Source organism: Bradyrhizobium sp. B025 (assembly GCF_042257955.1).
Classification (GTDB): domain Bacteria; phylum Pseudomonadota; class Alphaproteobacteria; order Rhizobiales; family Xanthobacteraceae; genus Bradyrhizobium; species Bradyrhizobium diazoefficiens.
The window spans coordinates 3,742,721-3,757,981 of record NZ_CP170150.1; the positions used below are offsets into that span (position 1 = coordinate 3,742,721).

Here is a 15,261-nt window from a genome sequence, read left to right on the forward strand (position 1 = left end):
GGCATAGTATGATGTATGTCATACAAAGAGGCTGCCATGACCGACATCGATCAACTCGACCTGTTTTCGCCCACGCAGCGGCGCGAGCGTGTGGTGGACTGGCAGGTCCCTGCGCCGGTCGCGAAAGCGGCGATGGGCCTGTCGGGCATGGACGCCATGCTGGGCATTCGCGACGGCCGGCTGCCGCCGCCGCCCTTCGCAAAGCTGATCGGCTTCACCATGGCGGTGGTCGAGCCGGGCCGGATCGTGATGCAATTGGAGCCGCGCGAGGATCTCGAAAATACCATCGGCCTCCTGCATGGCGCGACGGCCGCGGCGCTGATCGACACCGCCATGGGATGCGCCATTTCGACCCGGCTGGAGGCCGGGCAGTCGTCCGTGACCCTCGATCTGAAAATGACGTTCCTGCGTCCGCTGTCGGTCCGGTCCGGGCTGATCACGGCCGAAGGCAAGATCATCAAGCTGGGACGGCAGACCAGCTACACCGAGGGGTTCGTCCGCGACGGCAAGGGGGCGCTCGCAGTCCATGCAACTGCAACCTTTTCCATGATTGGCAATATCTTAACATGAATTAATTCACCGTCCGGTCCATTCTTGTGTTATGAAATGATCTCCGACATTCAATGAGACCCGCATGCGCTATTCCCGGGAACACAAGCAGGAAACCCACGACCGCATCGTGAAGAAGGCCTCCGTGCGGTTGCGCGAAAAGGGTGCGCACGGCATCGGCGTCGCCGACCTCATGAAGGAGGCGGGCCTGACCCATGGCGGCTTCTACGCGCATTTCGATTCCCGCGAGGCGCTGGTGATCGAGGCCTTTGCCTACGCCATGGACCGCTCGATGGAGCACTGGCGCAAGATCAGTGGCGAGGTTTCTCCCGAGAAACGGCTGGCGCTGATCGCGGAGACTTATCTCTCCGCGCTGCATCGCGACAATCCCGGCCATGGCTGCTCGATTCCCGCGCTGGGCGCCGAGATCGCCCGCGAGAGCCCGAAGACGCGAAAGGCCTTCGCCGGCAAGCTCGACGAGATGATCGAGATGATGACCGACTACATCCCGAACCTGCCGCGCAAGGCCGCGCGCAAGCAGGCGATCGCGACGCTGGCGACGATGGCCGGCACCATGCTGCTGGCGCGCATCGCCGGCTCCAGCGAACTGTCGGACGAGGTGCTGAAGGCGGGCAGGGACAGCGCGCTGGATGGTGCGAAGCGTGAGCCGAAGGTGGCGGCGGTGAAGAAGGCGAAGCAGAGTTAGCGAGATGCCGTAGGGTGGGCAAAGGCGCTCTTGCGCCGTGCCCACCGTCTCTCCGTGATCGTAGTTGGCATGGTGGGCACGCTTCGCTTTGCCCACCCTACGGGATCGGTGCTTACCGCCCCGCAAACAACGCCCGCTCGCGCTCCACGATCTCACCGATGTAGTCCGCCACGGCCCTGATCCGGGCGAGGTCCTTGCTGTCGGCGTGCATCAGCATCCAGAACGTCCGCGTGATCGAGATCTCCTCCGGCAGCACCGCGACAAGCTGCGGATAGTCGCTCGCCATGAAATGCGGCAGCACCGCGATGCCGAAGCCCGAGAGCGTGGCGTTGAGCTGTGCGATCAGATTGGCGCTGCGGAAGCGGGCGGAAATCCGCGGCGACACCTGCGGCAGATAGTCGAGCTCCGGCGTGAACAGGAGCTCCTCGATGTAGCCGACAAAGCGGTGCTGCGGCAGCACCTCGCGCGAGACGATCGGCGGGAAGCGGTCGAGATAGGCGGGGGCGGCATAGAGCCCGAGGCGGTAGTCGAGCAGCTTGCGGCCGACGATGCGGCCCTCCTTCGGCATGGTCAGGCTGATCGCGATGTCGGCCTCGCGCTTGGAGAGACTGAACAGCCGCGCAGTAGCCACAAGTTGCAGATCGAGATCGGGGTACCGGTCCGCGAAGGGCGCCAGCCGCGGCGCCAGGAAGGCGGTACCGAAGCCATCGGGCGCACCGATCCGCACCGTTCCGGTCAGCCGCGCCACGGAGCCGCCGACCTGCTCCTGGTTGGCGACGATGGTCGATTCCATCGCTTCCGCGCTGTCGGCGACGCGCTGGCCGGCCTCGGTGAGGAGATAGCCGGTCTTGCGCCGGTCAAACAGCTTGGCCGAGAGGTGCTTTTCCAGCCTGTCGACGCGACGGATCACGGTCGCATGGTCGACGCCGAGCTGTTTTGCCGCAGCCGAAACCGAGCCGCCCCGCACGATGGCCAGCACGAAGCGAAAGTCGTCCCAGTCGATAGCGCCTTGATCCAGCATTTTCGCACATCTATGGTGCAATATATCAGACTTGAATCCTATAAAATGCAGGTCGATAGGATTTGTCAAAGCGAACAGGCTGGCCTGAAGGAGATATTTCCATGCGTTCAATCGGACATTTCATCGGCGGCAAGGAGGTCAAGGGTACCTCGGGCCGCACCGCCGACGTTTTCGAGCCGATGACCGGTGACGTGCAGGCCAAGGTGGCGCTGGCGTCCAAGGCCGAGGTCCGCGCTGCCGTGGAGAACGCCCGCGCCGCGCAGCCGGAATGGGCCGCGACCAACCCGCAGCGCCGCGCCCGCGTCATGATGAAATTCGTCGAGCTGGTCCAGCGCGACTACGACAAGCTCGCCGAGCTGCTGGCCCGCGAGCACGGCAAGACCGTGCCGGACGCCAAGGGCGACATCCAGCGCGGCCTCGAGGTCGCCGAGTTCGCCTGCGGCATCCCGCATCTGATGAAGGGCGAGTACACCGAGGGCGCCGGCCCCGGCATCGACATCTATTCGATGCGCCAGGCGCTCGGCGTCGTCGCCGGCATCACGCCGTTCAATTTCCCGGCGATGATCCCGATGTGGAAGTTCGCGCCCGCGATCGCCTGCGGCAACGCCTTCATCCTCAAGCCGTCCGAGCGCGATCCCGGCGTGCCGATGCTGCTGGCCGAACTGATGATGGAAGCGGGCCTGCCGGCCGGCATCCTCAACGTCGTCAACGGCGACAAGGAAGCGGTCGACGCCATCCTCGACGACCCCGACATCAAGGCCGTCGGATTCGTCGGCTCCACGCCGATCGCGCAGTACATCTATGAGCGCGCCGCGCAGACCGGCAAGCGCTGCCAGTGCTTCGGCGGCGCCAAGAACCACGCCATCATCATGCCCGACGCCGACATGGACCAGGCGGTCGATGCGCTGATCGGCGCCGGCTACGGCTCGGCCGGCGAGCGCTGCATGGCCGTCTCCGTCGCGGTGCCCGTCGGCAAGTCCACCGCCGACCGCCTGATGGAAAAGCTGATCCCGCGCGTCGAGAGCCTCAAGATCGGCACCTCGATTGATCCGTCGGCCGATTACGGCCCGCTGGTGACGCGCGAGGCGGTCGAGAAGGTCAAGGGCTACATCGACATCGGCATCAAGGAAGGCGCGACGCTCGCCGTCGACGGCCGCGGCTTCAAGATGCAGGGCTACGAGAAGGGCTTCTATCTCGGCGGTTCGCTGTTCGACAACGTCACCAAGGACATGCGGATCTACAAGGAAGAGATCTTCGGCCCGGTGCTCTCCGTGGTGCGCGCGCACGACTACAAGGAAGCACTGGCGCTGCCGTCCGAACATGACTACGGCAACGGCGTTGCGATCTTCACCCGCGACGGCGACGCGGCGCGCGACTTCGCGGCCAAGGTCAATGTCGGCATGGTCGGCATCAACGTGCCGATCCCGGTGCCGATTGCCTATTACACCTTCGGCGGCTGGAAGAAGTCCGGCTTCGGCGATCTCAACCAGCACGGCCCGGACTCGGTCCGCTTCTACACCAAGACCAAGACGGTGACCTCGCGCTGGCCGTCCGGCGTCAAGGAAGGCGCGGAGTTCTCGATCCCGCTGATGAAGTGATCCTCTCAAGAGCGAGGCACCCATGCAGTTCGCTCTGAACGAGGATCAGATCGCGGTTCGCGACATGGCGTTGGCGTTTGCGGCGGAAAAGATCGCGCCGCACGCGCTGCGCTGGGACGAGGAGAAGCATTTCCCGGTCGACGTGATGCGCGAGGCGGCGACGCTCGGCATGGGCGGTATCTACATCCGCGAGGATGTCGGTGGCTCCGCTATGACCAGGTTCGACGCGGCGCTGATCTTCGAGGCGCTGGCGACGGGCTGTCCGACCACGTCGGCCTTCATCTCCATCCACAACATGGCGTCCTGGATGATCGATGCCTACGGCAGCGACACCCAGCGCCACAAATGGCTGCCGAAGCTCTGCACCATGGAGCTGATCGCGAGCTACTGCCTGACCGAGCCGGGCGCCGGCTCCGATGCGGCGGCGCTGCGCACCCGCGCGGTGCGCGATGGCGACCATTATGTGCTCAACGGCCAGAAGCAGTTCATCTCGGGCGCCGGCGGCACCGACCTTTTGGTCGCGATGGTCAGGACCGGCGGCGACGGCCCCGGCGGCATCTCGACGCTCGTCATTGACGGCAACACACCGGGAGTCTCCTTCGGTGCCAACGAGCGCAAGATGGGCTGGAATGCGCAGCCGACCCGCGCCGTCATGTTCGAGAACGCCCGCGTGCCGGTCGCCAACCGGCTGAGCGAGGAGGGCGTCGGCTTCAAGATCGCGATGGCCGGCCTCGATGGCGGCCGTCTCAACATCACGGCATGCTCGCTCGGTGGCGCGCAGACCGCGCTCGACAAGGCGCGCAACTACATGAAGGAGCGCAAGGCGTTTGGAAAACGCCTCGACGAATTCCAGGCGCTGCAATTCCGCCTTGCCGACATGGCGATCGAACTCGAGGCCGCGCGCACGTTCCTGTGGCGGGCCGCAGCGGCGTTCGACCGCAAGGATCCTGACGCCACCATGCTCTGCGCGATGGCCAAGCGCTTCGGCACCGATGTCGGCTTCGAGGTCGCCAACCAGGCGCTCCAGCTTCACGGCGGCTATGGCTACCTCAGCGAATACGGCATCGAGAAGATCGTGCGCGATCTGCGCGTGCACCAGATCCTCGAAGGCACCAATGAAATCATGCGGCTCATCGTGGCGCGCAAACTGATCGAGGGCGCGCGATGACGGCAGCGGAAGAGGGCGATCTGGTCGCCCGCGTCGAGGGATCGGCCGGCGTCATCAGGCTCAACCGTCCCAAGGCCATCAATGCCGTGACGCTCGAGATGTTTCGCGACATCGAGACCGCGCTCGACCGCTTCGAGACCGATGCGGCCGTCGCCGTGATCGTGCTGGAGGGCGCCGGCGAGCGCGGCCTGTGTGCCGGCGGCGACATCCGCACGCTCTGGGAAAGCTCGAAGGTTCATGGCGACCTCGGCAAGATCCTGTGGCGCGAGGAATATATCCTCAACGCCCGGATCAAGAGGTTCCCAAAGCCCTATGTCGCCTTCATGGACGGCATCGTGATGGGCGGCGGCGTCGGGCTCTCCGCGCATGCGAGCCACCGCGTCGTGACGGATCGTACCAAGCTCGCAATGCCCGAGGTCGGGCTCGGTTTCTTCCCTGATGTCGGCGGCACTTATTTGTTGTCGCGCTCGCCGGGCGAGATCGGCACCTATTTCGGCCTGACCGGCCAGACCATGAACGGGCCGGACGCGATCCACGCGAAGTTCGCCGATTGGGTGGTGCCGGCGGCGAAATGGCCGGAGCTGCGGGATGCGCTGACGAAGCTGCGCTCCGGTGTAACCGCGGCCGAGGTCGGCAAGCTCATCAACGGCTTTGCGACCGGCGAGACCGCCGGGCCGGTCGCGGCGAAGCAGAAGATGATCGATGCGCTGTTCGGCTTCGACCGGATGGAGGACATCGTCGCCGCGCTCAAGCGCGACGGTTCCGAATTCGCTCTGGCGACACTGAAGACGCTTGGCGAAAAATCGCCGCGCGGCATGGTGGTGACGCTGAAGCTGCTGCGGCTGGCACGCGCCGCGTCGAGCCTGGAAGAATGTCTGGTGCGCGAATATCGCGCCGCGCTGGAGGTCTTCCGCAGCGACGATTTCCGCGAGGGCGTACGCGCCGCCGTGATCGACAAGGACCGCAATCCGATCTGGTCGCCGCCGCGGATCGAGGACGTGACGCCGGAATTGCTTGCGCCGTATCTCGCCGAGATTGGCGCCGACGAACTCAAGTTCAATTAACAACAGTCTTAAGCGGAGGAAACGACAATGGCCACGATCGCATTCATCGGTCTCGGCAACATGGGCGGCCCGATGGCGGCCAATCTGGTCAAGGCCGGTCACAAGGTCGTCGCGTTCGACCTCGTCGAGGCCTCGCGCGCGCAAGCCAAGGCCGATGGCGCCGGCATTGCCGACAGCGCATCGGGCGCAGTGAAGGGCGCCGATGTCGTCGTCACCATGCTGCCGGCCGGCAAGCATGTGCTCGGCGTCTGGAACGAGGTCGTCCCTGTCATGACCAAGGGCGCGCTGATCATTGATTCCTCCACGATCGACGTCGAGAGCGCGCGGCAGGCACACGCGCTGGCCGCCAAGAACGGCGTGCTCTCGGTCGATGCGCCGGTCTCCGGCGGCACCGGCGGCGCCAAGGGGGCGACGCTCACCTTCATGTGCGGCGGCGAGGACAAGGCGTTCGCCGCGGCAAAGCCCGTGCTCGAAAACATGGGCAAGAAGATCGTGCATTGCGGCGGCGCCGGCGCCGGCCAGGCGGCCAAGATCTGCAACAACATGATCCTCGGCATTTCCATGATCGCGGTCAGCGAGGCCTTCGCACTGGGTGAGAAGCTCGGGCTCTCGCATCAGGCGCTGTTCGACGTCGCCTCGACCTCGTCGGGCCAGTGCTGGTCGCTGACGACCTATTGCCCGGTTCCGGGCCCGGTGCCGACCTCTCCGGCGAACAACGACTACAAGCCGGGTTTCGCCTCGGCACTGATGGTGAAGGACCTGACCCTGGCGCAGGATGCCGCCAAGGCCGCCGGCGCGGCGACGCCGCTCGGCCAGCATGCGCAGGAGATTTACCAGGCCTTCGACAAGGCGGGGCAGGGCGGGGTGGATTTTTCCGGAATTATCAAGCACGTTCGCGGCCTCGCTGGAAAATAGCGAGGCTTTGCCCGTAGCCCGGATGGAGCGAATCGAAATCCGGGACAGCTTCTGCCAATTGCGTAGCCGGCCCCGGATTGCGCTCCGCTCCATCCGGGCTACGCTCGCAGGTCAATTGGACGGGCCCGGACCATGACGACATTTCAGGAAGCGCGCGCGTTTCTTCTACAACACCGCACGGATTACGAGGCGGCGGTCAAAGGCTTCCGCTGGCCCGATCCGGCCCCCTTCAACTGGGCGCTCGACTGGTTCGACGCCGAGCTGGCGGCGAATGCGGAGAGCAACGACCGGCCCGCGCTCTGGATCGTCGATGCTGCACAGGACCGGCAGACGAAATTGTCCTTCGCGGCGCTGTCGCGCCGTTCCAACCAGGTCGCCAACTTCCTCCGAGCGCAGGGCCTGAGGCGTGGCGACCATCTTCTGCTGCTGCTCGGCAATGTGGTTCCGCTGTGGGAGACCATGCTCGCTGCGATGAAGCTCGGCGTCGTCGTCATCCCCGCCACCACGCTGCTCACCGCCGACGAGCTGCGCGACCGGCTCGATCGCGGCAAGGCGAAGGCCGTGGTGGCCGCGCAGGATCAGGTCGCGAAGTTCGCGAGCCTCGGTGCAGAGAATGTCGTCCGCATCGTGGTCGGCGCGGCCTCCGATGGCTGGCTCGCTTACGATGAAGCGGCAGAGGCTCCGGACAGCTTCGTGCCCGACGGCCCCACCCACGCCGACGACCCGATGCTGCTCTATTTCACCTCGGGCACCACGGCAAAGCCGAAGCTGGTGCTGCATAGCCAGCGCAGCTATCCCGTCGGCCATCTCTCCACCATGTACTGGATCGGGCTGAAGCCCGGCGACGTCCATCTCAACATCTCATCGCCCGGCTGGGCCAAGCACGCCTGGAGCTGCTTCTTCGCGCCGTGGAACGCGGGCGCCACCGTGTTCGTGGTGAACCAGCCGCGCTTCGACGCGAAGGCGCTGCTCGCCACCATCGGCCGCTGCGGCGTCACCACGCTGTGCGCGCCGCCGACGGTGTGGCGGCTGTTCATCCAGGAGAACCTTGCCTCGTTCAAGGTCACGTTGCGCGAGGTCTGCGGCGCCGGCGAGCCGCTCAATCCCGAGGTGATCGACCAGGTGCAGGCGGCCTGGGGCCTTACCATCCGCGACGGCTACGGCCAGACGGAGACCACCGCGCTTGCCGGCAACTCGCCGGGGCAAAACATCAAGGTCGGCTCGATGGGCCGCCCGCTGCCGGGCTATCGCGTGCAGGTCAGCGATGCCGACGGCAACCCGGCGAAGGAAGGCGAGGTGACGCTGGTGCTCGGGGCGAACCGTCCCGCCGGCCTGATGCAGGGCTATCAGGGCGACGACGGCAAGCTCTCGGGTGCCGAGGGCGCACTCTATCGCAGCGGCGACGTCGTGTTCGAAGACGAAGATGGTTATCTCACCTTCGTCGGCCGCTCCGACGACGTGTTCAAATCGTCCGATTACCGCATCAGTCCGTTCGAGCTGGAAAGCGTGTTGCTCGAGCATGAACTCGTCGCCGAGGCTGCCGTGGTGCCCAGCCCGGATCCGATCCGGCTGGCAATCCCCAAGGCGTTCGTGCTGCTGACTTCGGGGTCGGAGCGAACACCGGAGACGGCGCTTTCGATCTTCAAGCACCTGCACACCCGCCTTGCGCCGTTCAAGCGCATCCGCCGCCTTGAAATCGTCACCGAGCTGCCGAAGACGATCTCTGGCAAAATCCGCCGCGTGCAGCTACGACGTCTCGAGCGCGACGATGATCGGGGCGATCCGCTGCGTGGCCGGGAATTCCGCGAGGAGGATTTTCCGGAGTTGCCGAAAACCCGGGGCGAGAGTTAAGTGGACACCTTCGTCATTCCGGGGCGCGCGGAGCGCGAACCCGGAATCCATTCGGCGACAAGCTCTGTGGCACAATGGATTCCGGGCTCGATGCTGCGCATCGCCCCGGAATGACGCCATCTGGAGCTATCAATGAACGAAGTCTGGAAGAAGCCGCCGATTACGCTGGACGCCTATCAGGCCATGGTCGGCAAGGAGATCGGCGTGTCGTCATGGCACCTGATCGACCAGCCCCGCATCGATACCTATGCCGACGTGATCGAGGATCACCAGTTCATCCACGTCGACCCTGAACGGGCAAAGAAGGAGACCGCGTTCGGCACCACCATCGCGCACGGCTTCCTGACCATGTCGCTGCTGTCGATCATGTCCTATGAGGTGATGCCGGTCATCGCCGGCACCACGATGGGCGTCAATTACGGCTTCGACAAGCTGCGCTTCATCTCGCCGGTGCGCTCGGGAAAGCGCGTCCGTGGCCGTTTCGTGCTGGCGGAAGCCAAGCTGCGCAAGCCGAACGAGCTGCAGTCCCGCACCAATGTCACTGTCGAGATCGAGGGCGAGGACAAGCCGGCGCTGGTCGCCGAGTGGCTGGGCCTGATCTATTTCGCGTAGGTCTGGCCGGGCTTGACCCGGTCCTTCAACGCTGCTCAAAAGCTGTCCGATCTCTCGCGGAGCGCTCTTACCCACTCCCCCTGTGGGAGAGGGTGGCTTCGCGCCACCTTCTCCCACGAGGGGAGAAGGAAGAAAGGAAGCACAATGGCAATCAGGTTTGACGGACGCGTCGCCATCGTCACCGGCGCGGGCAATGGCCTCGGACGGGCGCATGCGCTGGGACTGGCCAGCCGCGGCGCGAAGGTCGTGGTCAACGATTTCGGCGGTGCGCGCGACGGCACCGGCGGCTCGCTGTCGCCGGCGGAAGCCGTGGTCGAGGAGATCCGCAAAGCCGGTGGCACCGCGATGGCCGACGGTGCCGACGTCTCGAACTTCGAGCAGGTCACCGCGATGGTCGAGCGCGCCACAAAGGAATGGGGCAGCGTCGACCTCTTGTGCGCCAATGCCGGCATCCTGCGCGACAAGTCGTTCGGCAAGATGGAGGCGGCCGATTTCCAGAAGGTGCTCGACGTGCACCTCGTCGGCACCTTCTACTGCTGCAAGGCGGCCTGGGCCGGCATGCGCGACCGCAACTACGGCCGCATCGTGCTGACCACGTCGTCCTCCGGCCTTTACGGCAATTTCGGCCAGGCCAATTACGGCGCGGCGAAGTCCGGCATGGTCGGCCTGATGAACGTGCTGGCGGAAGAGGGCCGCAAGACCAACATCCGCGTCAACATCATCTCGCCGACCGCGGCGACCCGCATGACCGAAGAGCTGCTGCCGCCGCAGGCGCTGCAACTGATGAAGCCGAACGCGATCACGCCGGCGGTCGAATACATGCTGAGCGAGGATGCGCCCACCCGCACCATCATGGGCGCCGGCGCCGGCTCCTTCGCCGTGATCAAGATTGTCGAGAGCGAAGGCATCAACCTGCCGGAGTCCGAATGGACGCCGGACGCGGTCGCCGCGCATTTCGCCGAGATCAGCGACATGTCGAAGGCGAAGGCTTTGCAGGGCGCCTTCGAGCAGACGCAGAAGTATGTTGCGCAGGCCGCGGCCAGGGCCGGCATCAAGCTTTGAGGCCGTCATGCCGGGGCGCGCGCAGCGCGAACCCGGAATCCATCGTGCCTCAGAATTCGCCGTCTAATGGATTCCGGGTTCGCGCCCAAGAAGGCGCGCCCCGGAATGACGAGCTGGGCGCTAGAATCTGGCCTAAACTCCCGCCATGACCGCACCCGAATCCCACGTCGCCATCATTGGTGCAGGTCCCGCCGGGCTGATGGCGGCCGAGGTGCTGGCGCAAGGTGGCGCGCGCGTCACCGTCTACGACGCGATGCCATCCGCCGGCCGCAAATTCCTGATGGCCGGCCGCGGCGGGCTCAATCTCACCCATAGCGAGCCGCTGCCGCAGTTCATGCCGCGCTATCGCGAGGCGGCGGCGAAGCTGCAGGCCGCGATCGAAGCGTTTCCACCCGACGCGCTGCGCGCCTGGAGCGCGGCGCTGGGCGAGCCGACCTTTGTCGGCACCAGCGGCCGCGTGTTTCCGAAGGCATTCAAAGCGTCTCCGTTGCTGCGCGCGTGGCTACGGCGACTGGACGCCAGCGGCGTACGGTTCGCCTTTCGCCATCGCTGGACCGGGTGGGATGGGGAAGGGCGGCTGTTGTTTCAAACCCGGAGCGGCACCTCCGTCGTTGCGGCCGATGCCACGGTGCTTGCGCTCGGCGGCGCAAGCTGGCCGCGGCTCGGGTCGGACGGCGGCTGGGTCGATATCCTTGCGGCCAACGGCATTGCCATCTCAAAGCTGCGGCCGGCCAATTCCGGCTTCACCGTCGCCTGGTCCGAATTGTTCCGTGACCGTTTCGAGGGCCAGCCGCTGAAGGGCGTGGCGCTGACGATCGGTGCACACACGGTGCGCGGCGAAGCGATGATCACCCGCAGCGGCATCGAAGGCGGCGCGATCTACGCGCTGTCGGCGGAGTTGCGCGAGGCGGTGCTGGGGATCGGGCAGGCGACGCTGACCATCGCACTGCGGCCCGACCTCGCCGCCGCCGCGCTGACCACGCGCCTGTCAGGTACGCGCGGCAAGCAATCGCTCGCAAACTTCCTGCGCAAGGCCGCGCAAGTATCGCCGGTCGGGATCGGCCTGATGCAGGAGGCCGCGATCGCATCCGGCCGGCCGCTGGCATCGTTCTCGCCGGCCGAGCTCGCACACCTGATCAACGCAATTCCGGTTCAGCTCACCGGCGTTGCCCCGATCGATCGCGCGATCTCGACTGCAGGCGGCCTTTCGTTTGACGAGCTCGACGCGGACTTCATGATCCGCAAGTTGCCGGGCGTGTTCGCCGCCGGCGAAATGCTGGACTGGGAGGCGCCGACCGGCGGCTATCTGCTGCAGGCGTCGTTCGCGACCGGCGCTGCCGCGGGCAGGGGTGTGCTGGGGTGCCTGAAGCGCTCATAGAACCCTGTCGAGGCTCGCTGATAGAGGCGCTCATGACGTCCCCGTCCGGCTGACGAGATCCGTGACCAGGCCGAGCACCCCAAAACCCGCCGCCACCGCGCAGACCATCGTCCAGCCGCCGAGGGTCCATGCCAGCGATGCCGCGGCGGCACCGACACCGCCGCCGATGAAGAACAGCGCGACGAACAGGCCGTTGATGCGGCCGCGTGCCTCGGGCCGCAACAGGTTGATTGCCCGGCGGCCGAGCGTCTGGTCGGTGGTGATGCCGACATCGAGCAGGATGGTGCCCAGACTGAGCACGAGGAGGGCGGCAATGCGGGACTCCAGCGCGCCGGCCCAGGCGCAGAGCGCGAGCGAGCCGATGATGAGCAGATGGGCCGCAACAAACATCGAGCGTGCCCATCCCTTGTCCCCCCACCGGCCGGCCATCGGCGTCGCGGCGGCGCCGACGACGCCAATCAGCGCGAAAGCGGCAATTCCCTTGGCATCGAGGCCGAACGGCGCCTCCGGCAGTCGCAGCGCGACCGCCGACCAGAAGGCGGTGAAGGAGGCCATGACCAGCGATGCGGTCCAGGCGCGCACGCGCAGCACGGGCTCTTCGCGCAGCAGCCTGGGAAATGAGCGCAGCAATTCGCCGTAGCTTGCGCGCGCCGGCGATTGCAGGGCTGGAAGGTAGCGGCCGAGCGCGCCGGCCAGCAGCGCCATCAGGGCGGCGGAGACGACGTAGTAGGCGCGCCAGCTCCAGAGATCGGCGATCAGGCTCGCCGCAGGCCGCGACAGCAGAATGCCGATCATCAATCCGCTCATCACCTCGCCGATGGCCTGTCCGCGCCGCTCCGGCGCCACCATGGACGCAACCAGTGGAACCATCATCTGAATCGCCGCGCAGGAGGCGCCGAGGGCGAAGGTGCCAAGCAAGAGCAGGAACGGCTTCGGCGCAAACGCCGTGGCGAGCGCGGCAAGGATAGCGCAGCCGAGCGTGCGCAGGATGACGCGCCGGTTTTCGACGAGATCGACCAGTGGCACCAGCAGCAACAGGCCGAGGGCATAGCCGAGCAGCGTCAACGTGCTGATCAGGCCCGCCTGCCACGCCGGCATGGACAAGGAGCGCCCGATCTGCCCGAGCAGGATCTGCGGCGCGAACAGGTTGGTGACGACGACACCGGCAGTGATGGCGCCAAGCCAGATCAGGGGCCGTTCGGCGAGCTGGTTTCGCGACGCAAGCGTGGGGGTTTCGGAAATCGTCATGGGACCTCGCGGGGCTCAGTGCAGGTCCCTTTAAGCCGCGGGTCTAATATGCTACAATTCAAATAAGCCTATAAAGAATATGCGAGTTAGTTATGAATACCCATGACCTTGTCGCGTTTGTTGCGGTGGTCGAGACCGGATCGATCGTGGCGGCCTCGGCGCGCCTCAATCTCACGCAGCCCGGCGTGACGCGGCGTATCCAGAACCTCGAGGAGATGCTGGGGGCGAAGCTTCTGGACCGGCTCTCCAAGCCGCTGAAACCGACCGCGGCGGGCCATGAAGCGTATGAGCAGGGCCGGCGCCTGCTCCGGATGCTGGACGATCTCAAATCAGGGGTCGCCAATGACGGCATGGTGCGCGGCGAATTCCGGCTCGGCCTGACGCCGTTCCTCTCGGAGGCGGGGCTGACCGGACCGCTCGACGCGGTGCGTGCCGAATTTCCCGCGCTGGCCGTGCGTGTCGTCTCCGGCTGGTCGCCGAACCAGCTCGAACGTGTCTGCCGCAACGAGCTCGATGCGGCCGCGATCTGTCTGCCCGACGGCGCGGTCCCGCCTTCCGATCTCGCCGCCGACGATCTCGGCGCGCAGCCCGTCGTGTTCGTCGTTGCGCGCGACATGAAGATCCCGCGCATCGTCGATCTTGAACGGCTGTCGCAGCTGTCGTGGGTGATCAACCAGGACGGTTGCGGCTTTCGCGACTCGCTGAAACGAAAATTCGACGCCGAGCATCTGCCGTTCAGCATCGCCGTGGAGGCGCTGGACAGCGAGCTCCGCCTGTCGCTGGTGTCGCGCGGCCTCGGCGTCGGGCTGGTCACTCCGATCGCCCTGAAACGCAGCGCGTTTCGCGACAAGCTCAAGCCGGTGGTGGCGCGCGACTTCAAACCCGCCGTGCGCGCCTGGATAGTCCATCGTGCGCCCGCCGGCCGTCTGGAGCGGCCGATCAAGCTGTTCCGCGATGGACTGGACCGGGAGCTCCAGGCGATGATCGGGAGTTAGCGCAGCTTCCCCCGCGCCGCCACCGGCAGCGTGCCGATGATCTCATCGCCGCGCACCATCACCACCTCGTCCATCATGTTGACGACGACGCAGACATGATTGGGAATGATCCGCACGACGTCGCCGACGTTCGGGCGCGTGTTGCTGCGGGAGAGGTCGAGGAAGCCGTGCTCTTCGGCAAAGCGCGCGATCTTGGCTTCGGGGTGCTCCAGGATCAGGCCGTGGCCGTCCAGCCCGCCGGTGTCCGTCGTCAGCGTCTTCGAGCCGGCGTCCAGAATGCCGCGCTCCGGCGCGGCGCGGCTCACCACGGTCGAATAGATGTGCAGCGCGCAGTCGTCCCAGGTGGCGGAGCCGGCCGCGACCTGCATGCGGTCGTTGTAGATATAAGTGCCGAAGCGATGCTCGGTGCCGCCCTTGAGCTTGCCGATGTTGACGAGGTTCGGCGTGCCGCCGGTGGAGACGATCTTCGCATCCAGCCCGTGCGCGCGCACGCCGGCCAGCGCCTCGTCATAGAATTTCTGCGCGTCCGCCCAGCCGGTCTCGGTCGGATAGAGCATGAAGCCGGCGAATTCGAGCCCCTTGGACCCGGCGATCTCGCGCGCCAGCGCAATCGCCTCGGCCGGCGTCTCGACGCCGGCGCGCTTGCGACCGGTATCGCATTCGACCACCACCGAGAGCGGACGGCCTGATGCTGCGGCCGCCTTGGGCAAACCGGCAACCACGGTCGAATTGTCGGCGGCAACCGTCATGTTCGCCTTCGCCTGAAGCGCGCCGAGCCGCGCCATCTTCTCTTCGCCGAGCAGATTGTAGCTGATCAGGATGTCGTCGATGCCGGCATTGGCCATGATCTCCGCCTCGCCGAGCTTCTGGCAGGTGATGCCCTTGGCGCCGGCCGCGATCTGCATCTTCGCAATCGTTGGGTTCTTGTGCGTCTTGATGTGGGGACGATTGGCGATTCCGGCGTCATCGCAGGCCTTCTGGATCCGCGCGATGTTGCGCTCGACCTTGTCCATGTCGATGACGGCGCAGGGGGTGCCGTATTCACGGGCGATCTTGGCGGCGAGAGGAGTGGTCATGTGATGTCTCTATATTCG

The 15,261-nt window shown here is 65.9% G+C and carries 14 protein-coding genes; 11 read left to right on the forward strand and 3 right to left on the reverse strand.

Annotation, left to right across the window (positions count from 1 at the left end; translation table 11 throughout):
* The first annotated feature begins 36 nt into the window (after positions 1 to 36).
* Both ACE10W_RS17070 and ACE10W_RS17075 read left to right on the forward strand, forming a co-directional pair.
* Positions 37 to 570: a PaaI family thioesterase gene (locus tag ACE10W_RS17070; protein ID WP_028170984.1), complete on the forward strand. Its 534-nt coding sequence runs from the start codon at positions 37 to 39 to the stop codon at positions 568 to 570.
* A gap of 64 nt (positions 571 to 634) precedes the next feature.
* Entirely contained in the window at positions 635 to 1,255 is a 621-nt protein-coding gene (locus ACE10W_RS17075) for a TetR/AcrR family transcriptional regulator (protein WP_028170985.1), read from the forward strand.
* A 112-nt stretch (positions 1,256 to 1,367) separates the two neighbouring features.
* Here ACE10W_RS17075 and ACE10W_RS17080 read toward each other — a convergent pair whose 3' ends face one another.
* Positions 1,368 to 2,276 carry a LysR family transcriptional regulator gene (locus ACE10W_RS17080; protein ID WP_060911635.1) on the reverse strand — a complete coding sequence of 303 codons (909 nt, stop codon included), beginning with the start codon at positions 2,274 to 2,276 and terminating at the stop codon, positions 1,368 to 1,370.
* Between the two features lie 101 nt (positions 2,277 to 2,377).
* Here ACE10W_RS17080 and ACE10W_RS17085 point away from each other — a divergent pair, with 101 nt between their 5' ends.
* The 8 genes from ACE10W_RS17085 to ACE10W_RS17120 all read left to right on the forward strand — a co-directional run bounded on the left by ACE10W_RS17085 (position 2,378) and on the right by ACE10W_RS17120 (position 11,924).
* Entirely contained in the window at positions 2,378 to 3,874 is a 1,497-nt protein-coding gene (locus ACE10W_RS17085; RefSeq protein WP_027543112.1) for a CoA-acylating methylmalonate-semialdehyde dehydrogenase, read from the forward strand.
* Between the two features lie 22 nt (positions 3,875 to 3,896).
* Positions 3,897 to 5,042: an isobutyryl-CoA dehydrogenase gene (locus tag ACE10W_RS17090; RefSeq protein WP_304552807.1), complete on the forward strand. Its 1,146-nt coding sequence runs from the start codon at positions 3,897 to 3,899 to the stop codon at positions 5,040 to 5,042.
* Positions 5,039 to 6,106, forward strand: coding sequence for an enoyl-CoA hydratase/isomerase family protein (locus ACE10W_RS17095; protein ID WP_304552809.1), 1,068 nt, complete (start codon positions 5,039 to 5,041; stop codon positions 6,104 to 6,106). Before ACE10W_RS17090 ends, ACE10W_RS17095 begins: the two co-directional genes overlap by 4 nt.
* A 27-nt stretch (positions 6,107 to 6,133) precedes the next feature.
* Complete coding sequence (gene mmsB / locus ACE10W_RS17100) at positions 6,134 to 7,021, forward strand: 3-hydroxyisobutyrate dehydrogenase (RefSeq protein WP_271556619.1); 888 nt, start codon at positions 6,134 to 6,136, stop codon at positions 7,019 to 7,021.
* 132 nt (positions 7,022 to 7,153) lie between these two features.
* On the forward strand, positions 7,154 to 8,872 hold the full coding sequence (locus ACE10W_RS17105; RefSeq protein WP_304552814.1) for an AMP-binding protein: 1,719 nt from the start codon (positions 7,154 to 7,156) through the stop codon (positions 8,870 to 8,872).
* 132 nt (positions 8,873 to 9,004) lie between these two features.
* Positions 9,005 to 9,484, forward strand: coding sequence for a MaoC family dehydratase (locus ACE10W_RS17110; RefSeq protein WP_011086736.1), 480 nt, complete (start codon positions 9,005 to 9,007; stop codon positions 9,482 to 9,484).
* Positions 9,485 to 9,628: 144 nt separating this feature from the next.
* Positions 9,629 to 10,546, forward strand: coding sequence for an SDR family NAD(P)-dependent oxidoreductase (locus ACE10W_RS17115; protein WP_011086737.1), 918 nt, complete (start codon positions 9,629 to 9,631; stop codon positions 10,544 to 10,546).
* A 199-nt stretch (positions 10,547 to 10,745) separates the two neighbouring features.
* Positions 10,746 to 11,924, forward strand: a complete 1,179-nt coding sequence (locus ACE10W_RS17120; protein WP_375762762.1) for a TIGR03862 family flavoprotein — start codon at positions 10,746 to 10,748, stop codon at positions 11,922 to 11,924.
* A gap of 30 nt (positions 11,925 to 11,954) precedes the next feature.
* Here ACE10W_RS17120 and ACE10W_RS17125 read toward each other — a convergent pair whose 3' ends face one another.
* Positions 11,955 to 13,172: an MFS transporter gene (locus tag ACE10W_RS17125; RefSeq protein ID WP_304552821.1), complete on the reverse strand. Its 1,218-nt coding sequence runs from the start codon at positions 13,170 to 13,172 to the stop codon at positions 11,955 to 11,957.
* A gap of 92 nt (positions 13,173 to 13,264) precedes the next feature.
* Between ACE10W_RS17125 and ACE10W_RS17130 the strand changes: the two genes are divergently transcribed.
* Positions 13,265 to 14,167, forward strand: a complete 903-nt coding sequence (locus ACE10W_RS17130; protein WP_304552823.1) for a LysR family transcriptional regulator — start codon at positions 13,265 to 13,267, stop codon at positions 14,165 to 14,167.
* Here ACE10W_RS17130 and ACE10W_RS17135 read toward each other — a convergent pair.
* Positions 14,164 to 15,243, reverse strand: coding sequence for a D-TA family PLP-dependent enzyme (locus ACE10W_RS17135; protein ID WP_304552824.1), 1,080 nt, complete (start codon positions 15,241 to 15,243; stop codon positions 14,164 to 14,166). The two genes, ACE10W_RS17130 and ACE10W_RS17135, sit on opposite strands and share 4 nt — an antisense overlap.
* Positions 15,244 to 15,261: the final 18 nt, after the last annotated feature.